General features: G+C 62.2%; 19 protein-coding genes. 15 read left to right on the forward strand and 4 right to left on the reverse strand.

Going from position 1 to position 16,152, the window contains the following annotated elements; genetic code table 11:
* The 3 genes from RMO95_RS17965 to RMO95_RS17975 form a co-directional block, all read right to left on the reverse strand.
* A partial coding sequence (locus tag RMO95_RS17965) for a hypothetical protein (protein ID WP_310452035.1) occupies positions 1-235 on the reverse strand: 235 nt, incomplete at its 3' end.
* A gap of 131 nt (positions 236-366) precedes the next feature.
* Positions 367-1,905 (reverse strand): ExeA family protein, encoded by a 1,539-nt coding sequence (locus RMO95_RS17970; RefSeq protein WP_310452036.1) that lies wholly within the window; start codon positions 1,903-1,905, stop codon positions 367-369.
* Between the two features lie 118 nt (positions 1,906-2,023).
* On the reverse strand, positions 2,024-3,505 hold the full coding sequence (locus tag RMO95_RS17975) for a sigma-54 dependent transcriptional regulator (protein ID WP_310452037.1): 1,482 nt from the start codon (positions 3,503-3,505) through the stop codon (positions 2,024-2,026).
* Between the two features lie 170 nt (positions 3,506-3,675).
* Here RMO95_RS17975 and RMO95_RS17980 point away from each other — a divergent pair, with 170 nt between their 5' ends.
* The 12 genes from RMO95_RS17980 to hisD all read left to right on the forward strand — a co-directional run bounded on the left by RMO95_RS17980 (position 3,676) and on the right by hisD (position 12,827).
* Entirely contained in the window at positions 3,676-4,491 is an 816-nt protein-coding gene (locus tag RMO95_RS17980) for an ABC transporter ATP-binding protein (RefSeq protein ID WP_310452038.1), read from the forward strand.
* On the forward strand, positions 4,484-5,278 hold the full coding sequence (mlaE, locus tag RMO95_RS17985) for a lipid asymmetry maintenance ABC transporter permease subunit MlaE (protein ID WP_310452039.1): 795 nt from the start codon (positions 4,484-4,486) through the stop codon (positions 5,276-5,278). The genes RMO95_RS17980 and mlaE overlap by 8 nt, the downstream gene beginning before the upstream one ends.
* Position 5,279: 1 nt before the next feature.
* Positions 5,280-5,753 (forward strand): outer membrane lipid asymmetry maintenance protein MlaD, encoded by a 474-nt coding sequence (gene mlaD, locus RMO95_RS17990; RefSeq protein WP_310452040.1) that lies wholly within the window; start codon positions 5,280-5,282, stop codon positions 5,751-5,753.
* A gap of 19 nt (positions 5,754-5,772) precedes the next feature.
* Entirely contained in the window at positions 5,773-6,612 is an 840-nt protein-coding gene (locus RMO95_RS17995) for a VacJ family lipoprotein (protein WP_310452041.1), read from the forward strand.
* Between the two features lie 52 nt (positions 6,613-6,664).
* Positions 6,665-7,285: an ABC transporter substrate-binding protein gene (locus tag RMO95_RS18000; protein WP_310452042.1), complete on the forward strand. Its 621-nt coding sequence runs from the start codon at positions 6,665-6,667 to the stop codon at positions 7,283-7,285.
* Between the two features lie 103 nt (positions 7,286-7,388).
* Complete coding sequence (locus RMO95_RS18005; protein ID WP_310452043.1) at positions 7,389-7,670, forward strand: STAS domain-containing protein; 282 nt, start codon at positions 7,389-7,391, stop codon at positions 7,668-7,670.
* Between the two features lie 36 nt (positions 7,671-7,706).
* A complete protein-coding gene (locus RMO95_RS18010) occupies positions 7,707-8,618 on the forward strand; it encodes an ABC transporter ATP-binding protein (protein WP_310452044.1) in 912 nt (303 codons plus the stop codon).
* Position 8,619: 1 nt separating this feature from the next.
* Complete coding sequence (locus tag RMO95_RS18015; RefSeq protein WP_310452045.1) at positions 8,620-9,375, forward strand: ABC transporter permease; 756 nt, start codon at positions 8,620-8,622, stop codon at positions 9,373-9,375.
* 10 nt (positions 9,376-9,385) lie between these two features.
* Positions 9,386-9,628, forward strand: a complete 243-nt coding sequence (locus RMO95_RS18020; protein WP_310452046.1) for a BolA family protein — start codon at positions 9,386-9,388, stop codon at positions 9,626-9,628.
* Positions 9,621-10,889, forward strand: coding sequence for a UDP-N-acetylglucosamine 1-carboxyvinyltransferase (murA, locus tag RMO95_RS18025; protein WP_310452047.1), 1,269 nt, complete (start codon positions 9,621-9,623; stop codon positions 10,887-10,889). Before RMO95_RS18020 ends, murA begins: the two co-directional genes overlap by 8 nt.
* Before the next feature lie 4 nt (positions 10,890-10,893).
* Positions 10,894-11,535, forward strand: coding sequence for an ATP phosphoribosyltransferase (gene hisG / locus RMO95_RS18030; RefSeq protein WP_310452048.1), 642 nt, complete (start codon positions 10,894-10,896; stop codon positions 11,533-11,535).
* A complete protein-coding gene (gene hisD / locus RMO95_RS18035) occupies positions 11,532-12,827 on the forward strand; it encodes a histidinol dehydrogenase (RefSeq protein ID WP_310452049.1) in 1,296 nt (431 codons plus the stop codon). Before hisG ends, hisD begins: the two co-directional genes overlap by 4 nt.
* Positions 12,828-12,843: 16 nt before the next feature.
* Here hisD and hisC read toward each other — a convergent pair whose 3' ends face one another.
* Entirely contained in the window at positions 12,844-13,917 is a 1,074-nt protein-coding gene (gene hisC, locus RMO95_RS18040; RefSeq protein ID WP_310452050.1) for a histidinol-phosphate transaminase, read from the reverse strand.
* A gap of 113 nt (positions 13,918-14,030) precedes the next feature.
* On the opposite strand from hisC, the gene hisB reads away from it, so the two are divergent.
* The 3 genes from hisB to hisA are packed head-to-tail and all read left to right on the forward strand — an operon-like array spanning position 14,031 to position 16,050.
* A complete protein-coding gene (gene hisB / locus RMO95_RS18045; protein WP_310452093.1) occupies positions 14,031-14,618 on the forward strand; it encodes an imidazoleglycerol-phosphate dehydratase HisB in 588 nt (195 codons plus the stop codon).
* A gap of 7 nt (positions 14,619-14,625) precedes the next feature.
* A complete protein-coding gene (gene hisH / locus RMO95_RS18050) occupies positions 14,626-15,264 on the forward strand; it encodes an imidazole glycerol phosphate synthase subunit HisH (RefSeq protein WP_310452051.1) in 639 nt (212 codons plus the stop codon).
* 42 nt (positions 15,265-15,306) lie between these two features.
* Entirely contained in the window at positions 15,307-16,050 is a 744-nt protein-coding gene (gene hisA, locus RMO95_RS18055; RefSeq protein WP_310452052.1) for a 1-(5-phosphoribosyl)-5-[(5-phosphoribosylamino)methylideneamino]imidazole-4-carboxamide isomerase, read from the forward strand.
* Positions 16,051-16,152: the final 102 nt, after the last annotated feature.

Below are 16,152 nucleotides of genomic sequence, written 5' to 3' on the forward strand. Positions count from 1 at the left end.
GCAAGCCACGTCGCTGAAAGCTCAACATAATCAAGGCATCTACATAATCGGCCTTTGCGGCCGCCTTGGGACGGGCGAGCATGACGGTCGAACCCACCGGCAGCGGAATGTCGGGATTTGGCGATACCTGGGCTTCAGCGCCTATGTGTCCGGGGGACGGCGGCTGCGGCTGAATGCTGCTGCATGCCGAAAGCATCAGACCGGCGGCCAGCGCAACAGGGAACGGCGGAATCACGAGTGGACGCAAACGAATCCCCGATCAGATATGTCAATGTAACTGCGACTTAGCATAACACGTTATATTTGCGACGCAACCCAATGATTTAATTGGTCTGCCCCCATCAGTTCTTGCCATCGCCCAGCGCCCTAGCGCAAACGTACGACCTGCCGCGGGTAGGGCTTGCCGGCCCGCAGGAGTTTGGGTAGGCCGCGCATCGCGGCGACCGCTGCTGTCCAAGTTGAATAGTCTCCGTAGGTGACTCCATAGCGCGGCGCGCCGCTGAGGTCGGAGTAATAGACATGGATATTACTCATTTCGGCGCTGTCGGGTGAGAGCCGGCGCAATAGGGTTTCGACGTCGCCATGCTGGCTGGCGGCAGTGTCAAAAATCTGAATGAACCAGCGATTGTCCGGCTGCTGTTGCAGCCAGTTGCGTCCCGCTTCGAGCCGGTCACGGGTCAGTGGTCCGATGCCTGGTGGCAGCGGCTGTGGCGGCGGCGTCTCGGCGGCAACCGGAGGCGCGCTGAGTGCAGCAGGCGGCGCGGGTGACGCGGCGACTGCCGGGGAGGCTGCTGCAGGAGGCGCGCTGGCTGCAACAGCTGGTTCGGGTGACACGGTGGCTGCGGCCGCTGCCACCGGCGGCGAGCCTGTCGGCACAGTGGCTGCGGCCGGCTGGACTGCGACCGGTTCGGCTGGCTGGCTGGCGACAGCGATTGGACTGCCGAGGATGGGCGCGGGGGCGGCGATCGAAGTTTGCGGAGCATCGTCGTTGCGCATTGGCGCCAGCCAGAGGACGCTTGCCAGAGCAGCAATGATCAGCACGGCAGCGATCGCAGTGGTGCTGGTTTTACGCGCCATCCTGCCGCCATAGGTCGCATCGCTGAACTCGCAGTCGCGGATGGCGGCGTGGACTTCTTTCGACCCTATCTGGTGGCTTCCCGAGGAGAAGGCCGCGAGCAAGGCCTTGTCGGCGAGAATGTTGATGCGGCGGGTGAGCCCGAGCGAGCTCTGGGTAATCAATTTCAGCGCCGTCGGCGAGAATACGCTGGGCCCACGATAACCTGCGGCGCGCATGCGGAAATCCAGGTAGTGGGTGATGTCGTCACGCACCAGCGGTTCCAGGCCGAAGTTGTGGGTGATGCGCTCCTTCAACTGGCGCATGTCCGAACGGGCCAGTACGTCATTCAGTTCGGGCTGGCCGAACAGCACCAGTTGCAGCAGTTTGCTGCGGTTCGTCTCGAGATTCGAGAGCAGGCGGATTTCCTCGAGGGTTTCCACCGGCATGGCGTGGGCTTCGTCGATCAGCACCACTACCTGCCGTCCTTCGCCAAAGGATTGAATCAGGTGATCCTGCAAGGCGCGCATGACCACCGACGAGCGGGCGTTGTCGGGTACTTCAAGACGCAGTTCGTCGGCGATGGCGTAGAGAATGTCGTCGCGCGAGAGGGACGGATTCGCCAGATAGATGATGGTGACGTTTTCCGGCAGGCGTTCCATCAACACGCGGCATAGCATGGTCTTGCCGCTGCCGACTTCGCCACTGACCTTGACGATGCCTTCGTCGTGGGTGATGGCGTAGATCAGCGCATCCAGCGTCGCACCGCGATTGGCCCCGTCGAAAAAGAAGTCGGTATGGGGCGTAATGCGGAAGGGCGGTTCGTTAAGTCCGAAATGGTCGAGATACATCGTGTCGGTCAGGCGATCCCTTGGTTTATTGCGAAGTGGCGCGCATTAGTTGCGGCCACTGCGTTTAACGTCGTTAAGGCCGGCGTTAGCCCTCACTGAAATTTCGCTTCGTTGCATTTTAGTTATGGCCACTGCGTTTAACGCCGATGAGGCCGGCGTTAGCCTTCACTGAACCTTCGTTTTCGCGGGCCAGCGTGTCGATGCGATTGTAGAGTGTGGTGCGGTTTACGCCGAGCAGTCGGGCTGCCTGGCTCATGTTGTCATGGGCGAGCTGCTGCGCGGCTTCTATGTAAGCCTGCTCCCAGAGATGGAGCGTCGCATCGAGATTGAAGTCGTGACGGCTTTGAATGTCATTGAGGGCAATCGACACCAGTTCCGCCAGGCTTGCCGGAGTCGGCGCCGGTGGTACGCCGGCGGCCGGCGATTGATTGCCCAGATCGAGTTCGGCTTCGAGGTCGCTGACATCGACCTGCTTGCCGGCACATTTGGTCGTCAGGCGAATCGCGATGTTGCGCAGTTCGCGGACGTTGCCGGGGAAGGGGTAAATCAATAAACGCTTCTTCGCCGCTTCGGTAAGCCGGAACGGCGGCAAATCCGCCTGTGCCGTGTAGATGGCACGAAAATGTTCCAGCAGGCGCACGGCGTCGTCGCCGAGATCGCGCAGCGGCGGGATGGCCACCGTGAACACCGAAAGCCGGTGGTAGAGGTCGGCGCGGAAGCGCCCCTCGCGGACTTCCTTCTTGAGGTCGCGATTGGTAGCGGTGACGATACGCGCCGATGAATGTCGTGCCGCGGTCTCGCCAATGCGCTGGAACTCGCCGTTTTCGAGCACACGCAGGAGTTTCGGCTGCAGATCGAGGGGCAATTCACCGATTTCATCGAGAAACAGCGTGCCGTCGGATGCGTCCTCGAAATAGCCCGCGCGCGGGCCGTTGGCACCGGTAAATGCCCCTTTGCTGTGACCGAACAGGGTCGCCTCGACCAGATTTGGCGAAATCGCGGCGCAGTTGAGCGCCAGATAGGGCTTTGAGGCACGCTCGGACAGCCGGTGCAATGCCGCGGCGGCCAATTCCTTGCCGCTGCCCGATTCGCCTTCGATCAGGACCGGAAATGGCGAGTGCGCGAACTGCCTGAGTTGGGCGCGCAATTTTTGCAGCGGTGCACTTTCACCGACCAGACCGTCATCCACCTCCGTCGATGTGTCTCTAAATGACAACACCCGGTGTATGAGTTTGCGCAGGTATTCCGGATCGGCCGGCTTGCCCACAAATTCAGTCGCGCCCAGCGCGCGCGCGTGGCGCGCGTTGAGCTCATCGCTCTGGCCGGAAAGGACCACGATGCGAGTGTCCGGTGCGTGTGCCAGGATGTCCGCAATCAGGGCAAAACCTTCATCCGGCTGATGCGGCGTCGGCGGCAGACCGAGATCGATCAATGCCAGGGCCGGGGGATTTTTCCGGGAGCGCAACAAAGCGACCGCTTCCGCGCGCGTCGAGGCGGTACTTACCAGGTAGTCGCGGCCCAGGAAATAGCCCAGTGCGTCGGCGATCAACGGATCATCGTCGACAATCAGCAGCTCGGTTTTGCCGTTGGACGCAGTCAAGAGGGGAACAGGGTCGATTTGATTTCAATATCATAGCGGAAACCAGGGTTGGCCAATTTCGGTTCTGGACAGGGTTTACCCCGCTCTTCGCCGGCTGCGGTCGATTGAGGGATCAATCAATTCTGCTAGAATCGCCGGCTGTGAAAATGACCGGGGTTCCCGGTGTCAATATGTCCCAGGAATCCCTAGTCGAGATCCGCGATCTGAACTTCACGTACGACGAACGGCCGGTACTCACCGGAATCAACATGACGATTCCGCGCGGCAAGGTGGTCGCTGTCATGGGAAGTTCGGGCTGCGGCAAAACCACGACGCTGCGTCTGATCGGCGGCCAGTTGAAGCCGACATCCGGCACCGTGAAAGTCGGCGGGCAGGTGGTGCACGAACTCGACGCTGCAGGTTTGTACGGTCTGCGTCGGCGCATGGGGATGCTGTTCCAGTTCGGCGCCCTGTTTACCGACATGTCGGTTTACGACAACATTGCCTTCCAGATGCGTGAGCACACCGATTTACCGGAAGCGCTGATCCGTGATCTGGTATTGATGAAGCTGCATGCGGTGGGATTGCGCGGTGCCCACAGCCTGATGCCGGCCGAACTGTCCGGCGGCATGGCGCGCCGGGTAGCCTTGGCGCGGGCGATAGCGCTGGATCCGATGCTGATCATGTACGACGAGCCCTTCGCCGGCCTCGATCCGATTTCGCTGTCTATCGTCGGCGAATTGATCCGCAAACTGAACGATGCCCTGGGTGCCAGTTCCATCGTCGTGACGCATGACGTGCAGGAGTCCTTGAAGATTGTCGACTACGTTTATTTTGTTTCCGCAGGAAAGATCGTTGCCGAAGGTACCGCCGAGGAGATGAAGCACTCGACGGTTCCCTATGTGCATCAGTTTGTCTGGGGCGAGGCCGACGGTCCGGTACCTTTCCAGTACCCCGCCCGGCCGTATGGCGAAGAACTGTTGGAAAGCGCGGTGCGCCGTGGCTAACGGAATTGCGCGGGTGTTGCGCGGACTGGGCCAGCGGGTGACGTCGCGCATCTGGCGACTCGGCTATGCCAGCCGTTTCTTTCTGGCCATTCTGCTGCATTCGGGCACCGCGCTGCGGCGCCTGCACCTGACGATCCGGGAAATCTATTTCACCGGCGTGTTGAGCCTGATCATCATCCTGGTCTCAGGCCTGTTCGTCGGCATGGTGCTCGGCTTGCAGGGCTATGACACTCTCCAGCGCTACGGTTCGACCGAGGCGCTCGGCGTTCTGGTGTCGTTGTCGCTGGTGCGCGAATTGGGGCCCGTCGTGGCGGCGCTGCTGTTTGCCAGTCGCGCCGGCTCGGCAATCACGGCCGAAATCGGCATGATGAAGGCCACCGAGCAGCTGTCCGCCATGGAGATGATGGCGGTCGACCCGATCGCCCGCGTCGTCGCGCCGCGTTTCTGGGGCGGCGTCATTTCGATGCCACTACTGGCTGCATTGTTTTCCGCAATGGGCATCTTTGGTGGCTATCTGGTCGGCGTGCAACTGATCGGCGTCGACGAAGGCTCGTTCTGGTCGCAAATGCAGGCATCCGTGGATTTCCGTGAGGATATCCTTAATGGCGTGATCAAGAGCTTTGTCTTCGGCATCATCGTCAGCTGGGTCGCCGTATTCGAGGGCTACGATGCCGAGCCAACCGCCGAAGGCGTGTCCGGGGCGACCACGCGGACCGTTGTAACATCCTCGCTGGCCATTCTGGCCGCCGACTTCATTCTCACCGCCTTCATGTTTACAGGGACATGACATGAGCCGTACTACACTTGACCTTTGGGTCGGATTTTTCGTCGCCGTCGGATTAGGGGCATTGCTGTTCCTTGCCCTGAAGGTGGGCAATATGGCATCGTCCAATAGTGGCGATACTTATGCAATCCATGCCAAATTTGATAACATCGGTGGTCTGAAGGTACGCGGCGCGGTGAAGAGCGCAGGCGTCGTGGTGGGGCGCGTAACGGAGATTCGCTTTGATCCCGAGGCTTATCTTGCGGTGGTGACGATCAATGTGGACGCCCGCTACAAGTTTCCGCGCGATACCTTCGCGACGATCAACACTTCGGGTTTGCTGGGCGAGCAGTACATCGGATTCGAAGTGGGCGGCGATACGGCGATGCTGAAGGCGGGCGACACGATCAAGAAGACCCAGTCGGCCGTGGTACTGGAGAAACTGATCAGCCAGTTCATGTTCAACAAGGCTGCCGAGGACGGCGGCAACAACAAGTAGTACACAGGTGACTGAAAAAATGAAAACAACGCAGCCTGTCGGCATCAAATCCGTTGCCGTGGCCCTTGTCGCAGCCAGCCTGTTGTCCGGCTGCGCGAGTTCGGGAAATCCGAAGGATCCGATCGAGGGCTTCAATCGCGCCATGTTCGCCTTCAACGAAGGGCTCGATTCGGCCATCATCAAACCGGTCGCTACGGGTTACGAGGCCGTGTTGCCCTCTCCGGTGCGGACGGGCGTCACCAATTTTTTCAGCAATATCGAAGACGTCTTCATCGGTGTGAATAACCTGCTGCAGGGCAAGGTGCCGGAAGCGGTCAGCGATCTGGGCCGGGTCGTGATCAACACCACGATCGGCTTGCTTGGGGTGATCGATTTTGCGTCCGATGCGGGTCTGGAAAAACACGACGAGGACTTCGGTCAGACTTTCGGCCGCTGGGGCGTTGGCAATGGCGCCTATGTGGTGATTCCGGTATTCGGACCGCGCACCGCGCGTGACACCGTGGGTCTGGTGCTCGACGTGGCGGCCGATCCGGTGGCGAATCACGAACCGGCACGAGTCCGCGATCTGGCACTGGTTCTGCGTCTGGTTAATGATCGGGCCAACCTGCTGCCGGCCGACAAGGTCGTCGAGGAAGCGGCGCTGGACAAGTATTCCTACATACGCGATGCCTATCTGCAGCGTCGCCGCAACCTGATCCATGATGGCAACCCGCCGCGCGAGCGCGAGGCGAGCGCGGATCCAACGGATCTTCCGCCGACAGCGCAAGCGGGAACTCCGGAGCCACGGGCCGAGGTTGTCTCGGGGCAGCCGGTGCCGGCGGTGTTGGCTGCGCGCACGGACACGACAGAAGCGAAATAGTGGCCGCTGCAGGGCTTGCTGCCCCGGTCCCAGATAATCACAGGAAATTCCAATGAAATCCCTATTTGCATTCTTCAGCGGCGTGCTGATCGCAGCGACCGCAATGGCCCAGGATATCGCTCCCGATGTCCTGATCAAGACGGTGTCGGAAGAGGTGCTCGACATCGTCCGCAAGGACAAGGACATCCAGTCCGGCAACACCAGGAAAGCCATCGATCTGGTGGAAGCCAAGGTACTGCCGCACTTCAATTTCACGCGCATGACGCAACTTGCCGTGGCCCGTAACTGGCGCCAGGCGAACTCGGCGCAGCAACAGGTTCTGACCAACGAGTTCCGCCTGCTGATGGTGCGGACTTATTCCAAGGCCCTGACCGAATACAAGAACCAGACCATCAACTACAAGCCTTTCGCGCTCAAGCCCGGCGAGACCGATGTTCGCGTGCGCACGGAAATCAAGCAGGCGGGTGCGGGCAAGAACATCGAACTCGATTACTACCTTGAAAGGCAAGGCAACGGCTGGAAGGTCTACGACATCGAAGTCGGAGGTGTCAGCCTGGTCACCAATTACCGTGAATCCTTTGCCACCGAAGTAGGCAAGACCGGCATCGACGGCCTGATCAAGTCCCTGCAGGCCAAGAACAAGTCGGGCGAGGCGACGTCCGTAAAGAAATGAACGACTTTCCCCCCTTCCCCTTTTCCAAGCAAAGGGGTGACTTTGGTTCGCTTCGCTCGCAGGTTCCTGAAGGGCCTGCCTTGGGGCTGCCCGGCGGCAGGCCATGATCCGCATTTCCGGTGATCGCGTCGAAGTGTCGGGTCCCATGACCCTGCGGGGCGCCACAGCATTGCTTGCCGAAGGCGAGGCGGCAATTGCATCCGACGCTTCGGTGTTCGATCTCGCCGCGGTCACGGAAATGGATTCGTCCTGCCTGGCGGTTGTGTTTGCCTGGATGCGTGCCGCCAAAGCCGCCGGAAAGTCCTTGTGCCTTCTGAATCCGCCCCAGAGCCTGCTGAGTCTCGCTGCCGTCTACGACGTTGCCGACCTTCTACCGCAGCACTGAGAGCTCTGACCTTAGCCTTCGGCTTGGTCTCGCGTAATGTCCGCCGCAATCCGCATCACACAGGTCTCCAAGTGCTTTGGCAGCGTCCGGGCGCTTGACCACGTCGACCTTGAGGTTCAGCGGGGAGAATTTTTTGGCCTGCTGGGCCCCAATGGTGCGGGCAAGACCACGCTGATCTCGGCGCTGGCCGGGCTGGTACGTGCCGATAGCGGCAGCCTGAACGTGATGGGTCACGACGTGCAACTGGACTATCGTGCTGCTCGACGCCTGCTGGGGGTGGTGCCTCAGGAACTGGTCTTCGATCCGTTTTTTACGGTACGGGAGTCGCTGAAAATACAGTCCGGGTACTTTGGCATTCGCGACAACGACAACTGGATCGACGAGATACTCGAAAACCTCGGTCTGACGTCCAAGGCCAATGCCAATATGCGCATGCTGTCCGGCGGCATGAAGCGGCGCGTGCTGGTTGCCCAGGCCCTAGTGCATCGGCCGCCGGTCATCGTGCTGGACGAGCCGACGGCGGGCGTCGACGTCGAACTGCGGCAGACCTTGTGGGCATTCATCAGGCGGTTGAACGAGGCCGGCCATACCATCGTCCTGACCACGCATTATCTCGAGGAGGCCGAAAACCTGTGCAATCGCATCGCCATGCTGAAGGCCGGCCGCGTCGTCGCCCTCGACACCACGGCGCAGCTGTTGCGCCGCTTTTCCACGCACTGCCTGCGCCTGCGCACGGACGGTGCGATACCGGCCGAACTCGCCCGTGACGCGGCACAAAATGGCGGCTGGTGGTCCTTGCCCTTCGACGCCTTCGATCAAGTCGAGCCGATGCTGGCGAAGATACGCGCGGCGGGCTGCAGGATAGACGACCTCGAAATCGGCAAGCCTGATCTCGAAGAAGTCTTCGTCCGCGTCATGCAGGGGCAACACGAAAGTCAGGTGAGCTGAGATGGGCCACGGCTTTTCGACCCTGTTCTACAAGGAGGTGCTGCGCTTCTGGAAAGTAGCCTCGCAAACCGTCGGGGCGCCGGTACTCACGGCGCTGCTCTATCTGCTGATTTTTTCCCATGTGCTGGCGGGGCATGTGCAGGTGCATGGCGTCATCTATACCGCCTTCCTGATTCCCGGGCTGGTCATGATGTCGGTGCTGCAGAATGCCTTCGCCAACTCCTCGTCGTCGCTGATCCAGTCCAAGGTCACGGGAAATATTGTTTTCGTCCTGTTGCCGCCGATCTCCTATCTGGAGTTCTACCTGGCCTATGTGCTGGCTTCCGTGGTGCGGGGCCTGGTGGTCGGGGCGGGGGTCCTGCTGGCCACCTTCTGGTTCGCACCGCTGGACTTTGCCGAACCCTGGTGGATTCTGGTCTTTGCCCTGATGGGTGGCGCGATTCTCGGCAGCCTCGGCGTGATCGCCGGCATCTGGGCCGATAAATTCGATCAGCTCGCCGCCTTCCAGAACTTTCTGATCATGCCGCTCACCTTTCTGTCCGGTGTGTTTTACTCTGTTCACTCGCTGCCGCCTTTCTGGCAGCAGGTGTCGCACTGGAACCCGGTTTTCTACATGATCGACGGCTTTCGCCACGGCTTCTTCGGCGTCTCCGACGCTTCGCCGTGGCTGAGCCTCGCCGTGGTCGGCAGCTGCCTGGCGGTGCTGACCGTATTTACCCTGAATCTGCTGAAGCGCGGCTACAAGCTGCGCGCCTGAGGAGCACCATATGCTAGACCCCAAACAAATCGAAACCTGGATTGCCGCCGGCCTGCCCTGCGAGCATCTCTCCGTCGACGGCGACGGCCATCATTTCGCTGCCGTCATTGTCAGTGGCGAGTTTGCCGGCTTGAACCGCGTCAAGCGCCAGCAGCGCATCAACGCGATCTTGAAGGCGCGTTTCGATTCCGGCGAACTGCACGCCCTGTCGATGCAGACCCTGACCCCGGAAGAGTGGAAAGCCAATGGATAAACTGCTGATCGCGGGAGGCGTTCCGCTCTCGGGAGAGGTGGCCATTTCCGGCGCGAAGAATGCCGCCCTGCCGCTGCTGTGCGCGGCGCTGCTGACCAGGGAAGCGGTGACCTTCACCAACGTGCCGCACCTGAACGATATCGGCACGATGTTGAAGCTGCTGGCGCAGATGGGCGTCAAGGTTGCGCGCGAAGCGGCAAGAGTTGGCGCTGGCGATACGGTGACGCTGGATGCTTCGGGCCTCGACAACGCCGTCGCGCCCTACGAAATGGTGAAAACCATGCGTGCCTCGATCCTGGTGCTGGGGCCTCTGGTCGCGCGCACGGGCGAGGCCAAGGTTTCGCTGCCCGGCGGCTGCGCGATCGGTGCGCGGCCGGTGGATCAGCACATCAAGGGCCTCACCGCGATGGGCGCCGAGATTGCGGTGGAACACGGCTATGTCCATGCGCGCGCCACCCGGCTGAAGGGCGCCCGGCTGTTCACCGACATGGTCACCGTGACCGGCACCGAGAACCTGATGATGGCCGCCTGCCTGGCCGAGGGCGAGACCGTGATCGAGAACGCGGCGCGCGAGCCCGAGGTGGTGGACCTGGCGAATTGCCTGGTCGCCATGGGGGCGCGGATTTCCGGCGCCGGCGGCGACGTGATCCGCATCCAGGGTGTCGATGCCTTGCACGGGGCGACGCATCGCATCATGCCCGACCGCATCGAGACCGGCACCTATCTGTGCGCGGCCGCCGCCACGGGTGGCGAGATACGCCTGACCGGCGCCTCGGCCACCTCGCTCGATGCCGTGATCGACAAGTTGATGGACACCGGTTGCGAAATCATTGCCGAGCGCGATGCAATCCGCCTCAAGGCGCCGCGGCGGCTGACCGCCGTCAGCATCCGCACCGCGCCCTATCCGGCTTTCCCGACCGACATGCAGGCCCAGTTCATGGCCATCAACGCGGTGGCCGACGGCACGGCCGTGATGCGCGAAACGATTTTCGAGAACCGCTTCATGCATGCCGTGGAACTGATCCGGCTCGGCGCCGACATCAAGATCGACGGCAATACCGCCTTCGTCAAGGGGGTTCCCAAACTCGATGGCGCGACGGTGATGGCCACCGATCTGCGCGCCTCGGCCAGCCTGGTCATCGCCGGTCTGGTGGCGCAGGGCGAAACCCTGATCGAGCGCATTTATCACCTCGACCGTGGCTACGAAGGGCTGGAGCAAAAGCTGGCGGCTTTGGGCGCCAACATTCGCCGGGTAAAATAGCCGCATGAGCGGAATAACCATCGCCCTGTCCAAGGGTCGCATCTTCGAGGAAACCCTGCCTCTGCTGGCGGCGGCAGGCATCGTGCCGGCCGAGGATCCCGAGAAGTCGCGCAAGCTGATCATCGGCACCAATCGCGCTGACGTGCGCGTGGTTATCGTGCGCGCTTCGGACGTGCCGACCTATGTGCAGTACGGCGCGGCCGACCTCGGCATCGCCGGCAAGGACGTGCTGCTGGAGCATGGCGGAGTCGGGCTGTACCAGCCGCTGGATCTCAACATCGCCAAATGCCGCATGTGCGTCGCGGCGCCGGCCGGCTTCGATTACGCGGCCGCGGTGCGCCGCGGTGCGCGGTTGCGCATTGCCACCAAATACATCGCCGTGGCGCGCGAGCATTTCGCCGCCAAGGGCGTGCATGTCGATCTGATCAAGCTTTACGGCTCGATGGAACTGGCGCCGCTGGCGGGTCTGGCCGAAGCGATCGTCGATCTGGTTTCCAGCGGCAGCACCTTGAAGGCCAACAATCTGGTCGAGGTCGAGCAGATCATGAGCATCTCCTCGCGCCTGGTGGTCAACCAGGCGGCGCTCAAGGTCAAGCGCGACCTGCTGCAACCGGTCATCGCCGCGATCGAAGGGGCGATCCGATGATGCGCCGCTTGTCTACCCGGGATGCCGGCTTTCTCGCCACGCTCGATGAGCTGTTGCATTTCGATAATTCGACCGACGATGCCATCGAGCAGACCGTTGCTGAGATTCTCAAGCGCGTGCGCAGCGAAGGCGACGCCGCGGTGCTCGAATACACGCGCCGCTTCGATCATCTCGATGTCGCCACCATGGCCGAACTCGAACTACCCCGCAGCCAGTTGCGCCAGGCGCTCGATCGGCTACCGGTGGCCCAGCGTTCCGCGCTCGAAGCGGCGGCGCAGCGGGTGACTTCCTATCACGAGCGGCAGAAGCTCGAATCGTGGAGCTTCACCGAAGCCGACGGCACACGGCTCGGGCAGAAGATCACCGCGCTGGACCGCGTCGGCCTCTATGTGCCGGGCGGCAAGGCGGCCTACCCGAGTTCGGTGCTGATGAATGCGCTGCCGGCCAAGGTGGCAGGCGTCAATGAGCTGATCATGGTGGTGCCCACCCCGCGCGGCGAGAAGAATGCGCTGGTGCTGGCTGCCGCCTGCCTTGCCGGCGTCGATCGCGTCTTCACGCTGGGCGGCGCCCAAGCGGTGGCGGCGCTGGCCTACGGCACGCAGACCATTCCGCAAGTGGACAAGATCGTCGGCCCCGGCAATGCCTATGTCGCGGCGGCCAAGCGCCGTGTCTTCGGTACCGTCGGCATCGACATGGTGGCCGGGCCCTCGGAAGTGCTGATCATCGCCGATGGCTCGGCCAACCCCGACTGGGTGGCGATCGACTTGTTCGCCCAGGCCGAACACGACGAACTGGCGCAGTCTATCCTGCTGAGTCCCGATGCCGGGTTCATCGATCGCGTGGCGGCCAGCATAGACCGGCTGTTGCCGACCATGCCGCGCCGCGAGGTGATTGCCGCCTCGCTCAAGGGCCGTGGCGCGCTGATCCAGGTCGCCGATCTCGATGAAGCCTGCACGTTGGCCAACCGCATTGCGCCGGAACACCTGGAACTTGCCGTGAGCGATCCCTCGGCGCTGGTGGACCAGATTCGCCACGCCGGTGCGATCTTCGTCGGCCATTACACCTCGGAGTCGCTCGGCGACTATTGCGCCGGCCCCAACCACGTCTTGCCCACCTCGCGCAGCGCGCGCTTTTCCTCACCGCTCGGGGTCTATGATTTCCAGAAGCGATCGAGCCTGATCGAGGTATCGCAGGCCGGCGCGCAAACCCTGGGGCCGATTGCCGCGACCCTGGCCCATGGCGAAGGGCTCACCGCCCACGCCCGCGCGGCAGAGCTGCGCATAAAACCTTAGTCGGCGAAGCTGCGCATCAAGCGCCGAGGATTTCCTTCAGCGCGGCGGTCAGCGCCGCGCACTGCCCGTCGGTGCCGACCGTAATACGCAGGAACTGTTCGATGCGCGGCAGCTTGAAGTGGCGCACGATGATGCTGCGTTGCCGTAGCGCCAGCGCCAACTCTTGCGCGTCGTGCTGCGGATGGCGGACGAAAATGAAGTTGGCCTTCGATGGCAGCACCTCGAAGCCGAACGCCTTCAATTCACCGCTGAGTTTTTCGCGCGTGGCGATGACGGCCTGGCAAGTCTGCTCAAAATATGCGCGATCTTCGAAGGCTGCCACGGCGCCGGCGATCGCCAGGCGGTCCAGCGGGTAGGAGTTGAAACTGTTCTTGACCCGCTCCAGCGCCTCGATCAGATCGATGTGTCCAACGGCGAAGCCGACCCGCAATCCGGCCAGCGAACGCGACTTGGACAGGGTCTGCACCACCAGCAGGTTCGGGTAGCTGACGGTCAGCGGGATCGCGCTCTCGCCGCCGAAATCGACATAGGCTTCGTCGATCACCACCACCGAATCCCGGTTCGATTGCAACAGGCGTTCAATTTCAGCCAGGGGCACCAGGCAGCCGGTCGGCGCATTCGGATTGGGGAAAATGATGCCGCCGCATTTTTCACCATGGGGCCTGGCGTAGTCGTCGACCCGGATCGAAAAATCCTTGGCCAGCGGGATGGTTTCGAAGTCCATCTGGTACAGCCCGCAATACACCGGATAAAAACTGTAGCTGATATCGGGAAACAGGATCGGCTGCGCCTGCTTCAGCAAGGCGAGAAAGACATGGGCCAGGACTTCGTCCGAGCCGTTGCCGACGAAGACATTGCTTGAATCGACGGCGTGATACTTGCCGATGGCGAGCTTGAGTTGCTCGGCGTTCGGATCGGGATAGAGCTTCAGCGATTCCCCGGTGGCCGCGCGGATCGCTTCGAGCGCGCGCGGCGAGGGGCCGTAGGGATTCTCGTTGGTGTTGAGTTTCACCAGGTTGGCGAGCTTGGGTTGCTCGCCCGGCACGTAGGGCTTGAGCCCCTTGACGACATCGCTCCAGAAGCGGCTCATGGCTAGGCGGAATGGCAGGTTCGGTGGTGGTGATCGAGGTTCGGCTGCGGCGCGCAGCCTGCTAGGCCGATGGTATCATGCAGCCCTCGACCCTTTGCCTGATCATCACCGCCATGCGGCAAGCCGAAATCACCCGCAACACCCTGGAAACAAAGATCCGCGTCGCCCTCGATCTCGACGGCACCGGCGTTTCCAAACTCGCCACCGGCATCGGTTTCTTCGACCACATGCTGGACCAGATCGCGCGCCACGGCCTGATCGATCTGACGGTCGAGGCGACGGGCGATCTGCACATCGATGCGCATCACACCATCGAGGATGTCGGCATCACCATCGGCCAGGCGCTCGCCAAGGCGCTGGGCGACAAGAAGGGCCTGCGCCGTTACGGCCATGCCTATGTGCCGCTCGACGAAGCGCTGTCGCGCGTGGTGGTGGATCTTTCGGGCCGGCCGGGCCTGGTCTTCACCGTGCCTTTCACGCGCGCCACGATCGGCGAATTCGATGTCGATCTGGTGCGCGAGTTCTTCCAGGGCCTGGTCAATCACGCCGCGATCACGGTGCATATCGACGCCCTGCGCGGCGACAATTCCCACCATCAAGCCGAGACCGTGTTCAAGGCCTTTGCCCGCGCCTTGCGCATGGCGGTGGAAGTCGATCCGCGCGCCGCCGGCGCCATTCCTTCGACCAAAGGTTCGCTCTGATTCTTCCATGAGCACGGTCGTTGTAGTCGATTACGGCATGGGTAACCTGCGTTCGGTGGCCAAGGCCATCGAACACGTTGCCCCGCAGGCCGACGTCCGCGTCAGTTCCGATGCGCGCGAGATCGCCGCGGCGGACCGCGTCGTGGTGCCCGGCCAGGGCGCAATGCCGGACTGCATGCGCGAACTGTCGGCGCGCGGCCTGCGCGAGGCGGTGATTCGGGCCGCCGCGGAAAAGCCTTTTCTCGGCATTTGCGTCGGCCTGCAGATGCTCTTCGGCCATGCCGAGGAAGGCGACGTCATGGGCCTCGAAATCCTGCCGGGCCGCGTACCGCGCTTCCCCCTCGCCGCCATGGTGGCGCCCGACGGCACGCGGCTCAAGGTGCCGCACATGGGCTGGAACCAGGTGCATCAGGCCGAGGCCCACGCGCTCTGGGACGGCATCGAGGATGATGCGCGCTTCTATTTCGTGCACAGCTATTACGTCGAGCCGCAGAATCCCGATGTGATTGCCGGCTCGACACACTATGGCATCCCCTTTACCAGCGCGATTGCTCGCGCTAACATCTTCGCTGTTCAATTCCACCCGGAAAAAAGCGCCCAGGCCGGGTTGCGGCTGCTCGGCAACTTCATGCGCTGGAATCCCTGATCTGACCGCCTCCCAGGCACCTCTTCTTTTCGATACCTCCCTATGCTGCTGATACCCGCGATTGATCTCAAGGATGGTCACTGCGTCCGCCTGAAGCAGGGCGCGATGGACGATGCCACGGTGTTTTCCGAGGAGCCGGCGGCCATGGCCCGGCACTGGATAGAACAGGGTGCGCGCCGCCTGCATCTGGTCGACCTGAATGGCGCCTTTGCCGGCAAGCCGAAGAATGAGCCGGCGATCAAGGCCATTCTGAAGGAAGTCGGCACCGAAATTCCCGTGCAACTGGGCGGGGGCATTCGCGATTTGGATACCATCGAGCGTTGCCTCGACGACGGCCTGACCTACGTCATCATCGGCACCGCTGCCGTGAAGAATCCCGGTTTTTTGCATGATGCCTGCGGCGCTTTTCCCGGCCACATCATCGTCGGCCTCGATGCCAGGGACGGCAAGGTCGCGGTCGATGGCTGGTCGAAAATGACCGGCCACGACGTCGTCGACCTGGCCAAGAAATTCGAGGACTATGGCGTCGAAGCCGTGATCTATACCGACATCGGCCGCGACGGTATGCTCTCCGGCGTGAACATCGAGGCGACGGTGAAACTGGCGCAGGCGCTGCGCATTCCGGTGATTGCCAGCGGCGGCATCGCCAGCATGAAGGACGTCAAGGCACTGTGTGCCGTGCAGGGCGAAGGAATTTCCGGCGCCATCACCGGTCGTGCGATCTACGAAGGCACGCTCGATTTCCGCAAAGCCCAAGCCGAAGCGGACAAGCTGTCAGGCCGCTAACGCTCATGGCAGCGAGAGCCACACCGATGATGAAACACGCGAAAGGCGAATTGAAGGCCCGCCCCCCCACCGCTTTGCGGCCCACGGCTGGCTTTGCACAGC

Origin of the sequence: Sulfuritalea sp. (assembly GCF_031426875.1) — a bacterium.
Taxonomy (GTDB): Bacteria; Pseudomonadota; Gammaproteobacteria; order Burkholderiales; family Rhodocyclaceae; genus Sulfuritalea.

Bases quoted from the DNA above. Each gene is read 5' to 3' on its own strand.
- RMO95_RS18015 (WP_310452045.1), top strand. From the start codon at position 8,620: ATGGGCCACGGCTTTTCGACCCTGTTCTACAAGGAGGTGCTGCGCTTC.
- RMO95_RS18010 (WP_310452044.1), top strand. From the start codon at position 7,707: ATGTCCGCCGCAATCCGCATCACACAGGTCTCCAAGTGCTTTGGCAGC.
- hisG (WP_310452048.1), top strand. From the start codon at position 10,894: ATGAGCGGAATAACCATCGCCCTGTCCAAGGGTCGCATCTTCGAGGAA.
- hisA (WP_310452052.1), top strand. From the start codon at position 15,307: ATGCTGCTGATACCCGCGATTGATCTCAAGGATGGTCACTGCGTCCGC.
- RMO95_RS18005 (WP_310452043.1), top strand. From the start codon at position 7,389: ATGATCCGCATTTCCGGTGATCGCGTCGAAGTGTCGGGTCCCATGACC.
- RMO95_RS17970 (WP_310452036.1), bottom strand. From the start codon at position 1,905: ATGTATCTCGACCATTTCGGACTTAACGAACCGCCCTTCCGCATTACG.
- RMO95_RS18020 (WP_310452046.1), top strand. From the start codon at position 9,386: ATGCTAGACCCCAAACAAATCGAAACCTGGATTGCCGCCGGCCTGCCC.
- murA (WP_310452047.1), top strand. From the start codon at position 9,621: ATGGATAAACTGCTGATCGCGGGAGGCGTTCCGCTCTCGGGAGAGGTG.
- hisH (WP_310452051.1), top strand. From the start codon at position 14,626: ATGAGCACGGTCGTTGTAGTCGATTACGGCATGGGTAACCTGCGTTCG.
- hisB (WP_310452093.1), top strand. From the start codon at position 14,031: ATGCGGCAAGCCGAAATCACCCGCAACACCCTGGAAACAAAGATCCGC.
- hisC (WP_310452050.1), bottom strand. From the start codon at position 13,917: ATGAGCCGCTTCTGGAGCGATGTCGTCAAGGGGCTCAAGCCCTACGTG.
- RMO95_RS18000 (WP_310452042.1), top strand. From the start codon at position 6,665: ATGAAATCCCTATTTGCATTCTTCAGCGGCGTGCTGATCGCAGCGACC.
- RMO95_RS17980 (WP_310452038.1), top strand. From the start codon at position 3,676: ATGTCCCAGGAATCCCTAGTCGAGATCCGCGATCTGAACTTCACGTAC.
- mlaD (WP_310452040.1), top strand. From the start codon at position 5,280: ATGAGCCGTACTACACTTGACCTTTGGGTCGGATTTTTCGTCGCCGTC.
- hisD (WP_310452049.1), top strand. From the start codon at position 11,532: ATGATGCGCCGCTTGTCTACCCGGGATGCCGGCTTTCTCGCCACGCTC.
- RMO95_RS17995 (WP_310452041.1), top strand. From the start codon at position 5,773: ATGAAAACAACGCAGCCTGTCGGCATCAAATCCGTTGCCGTGGCCCTT.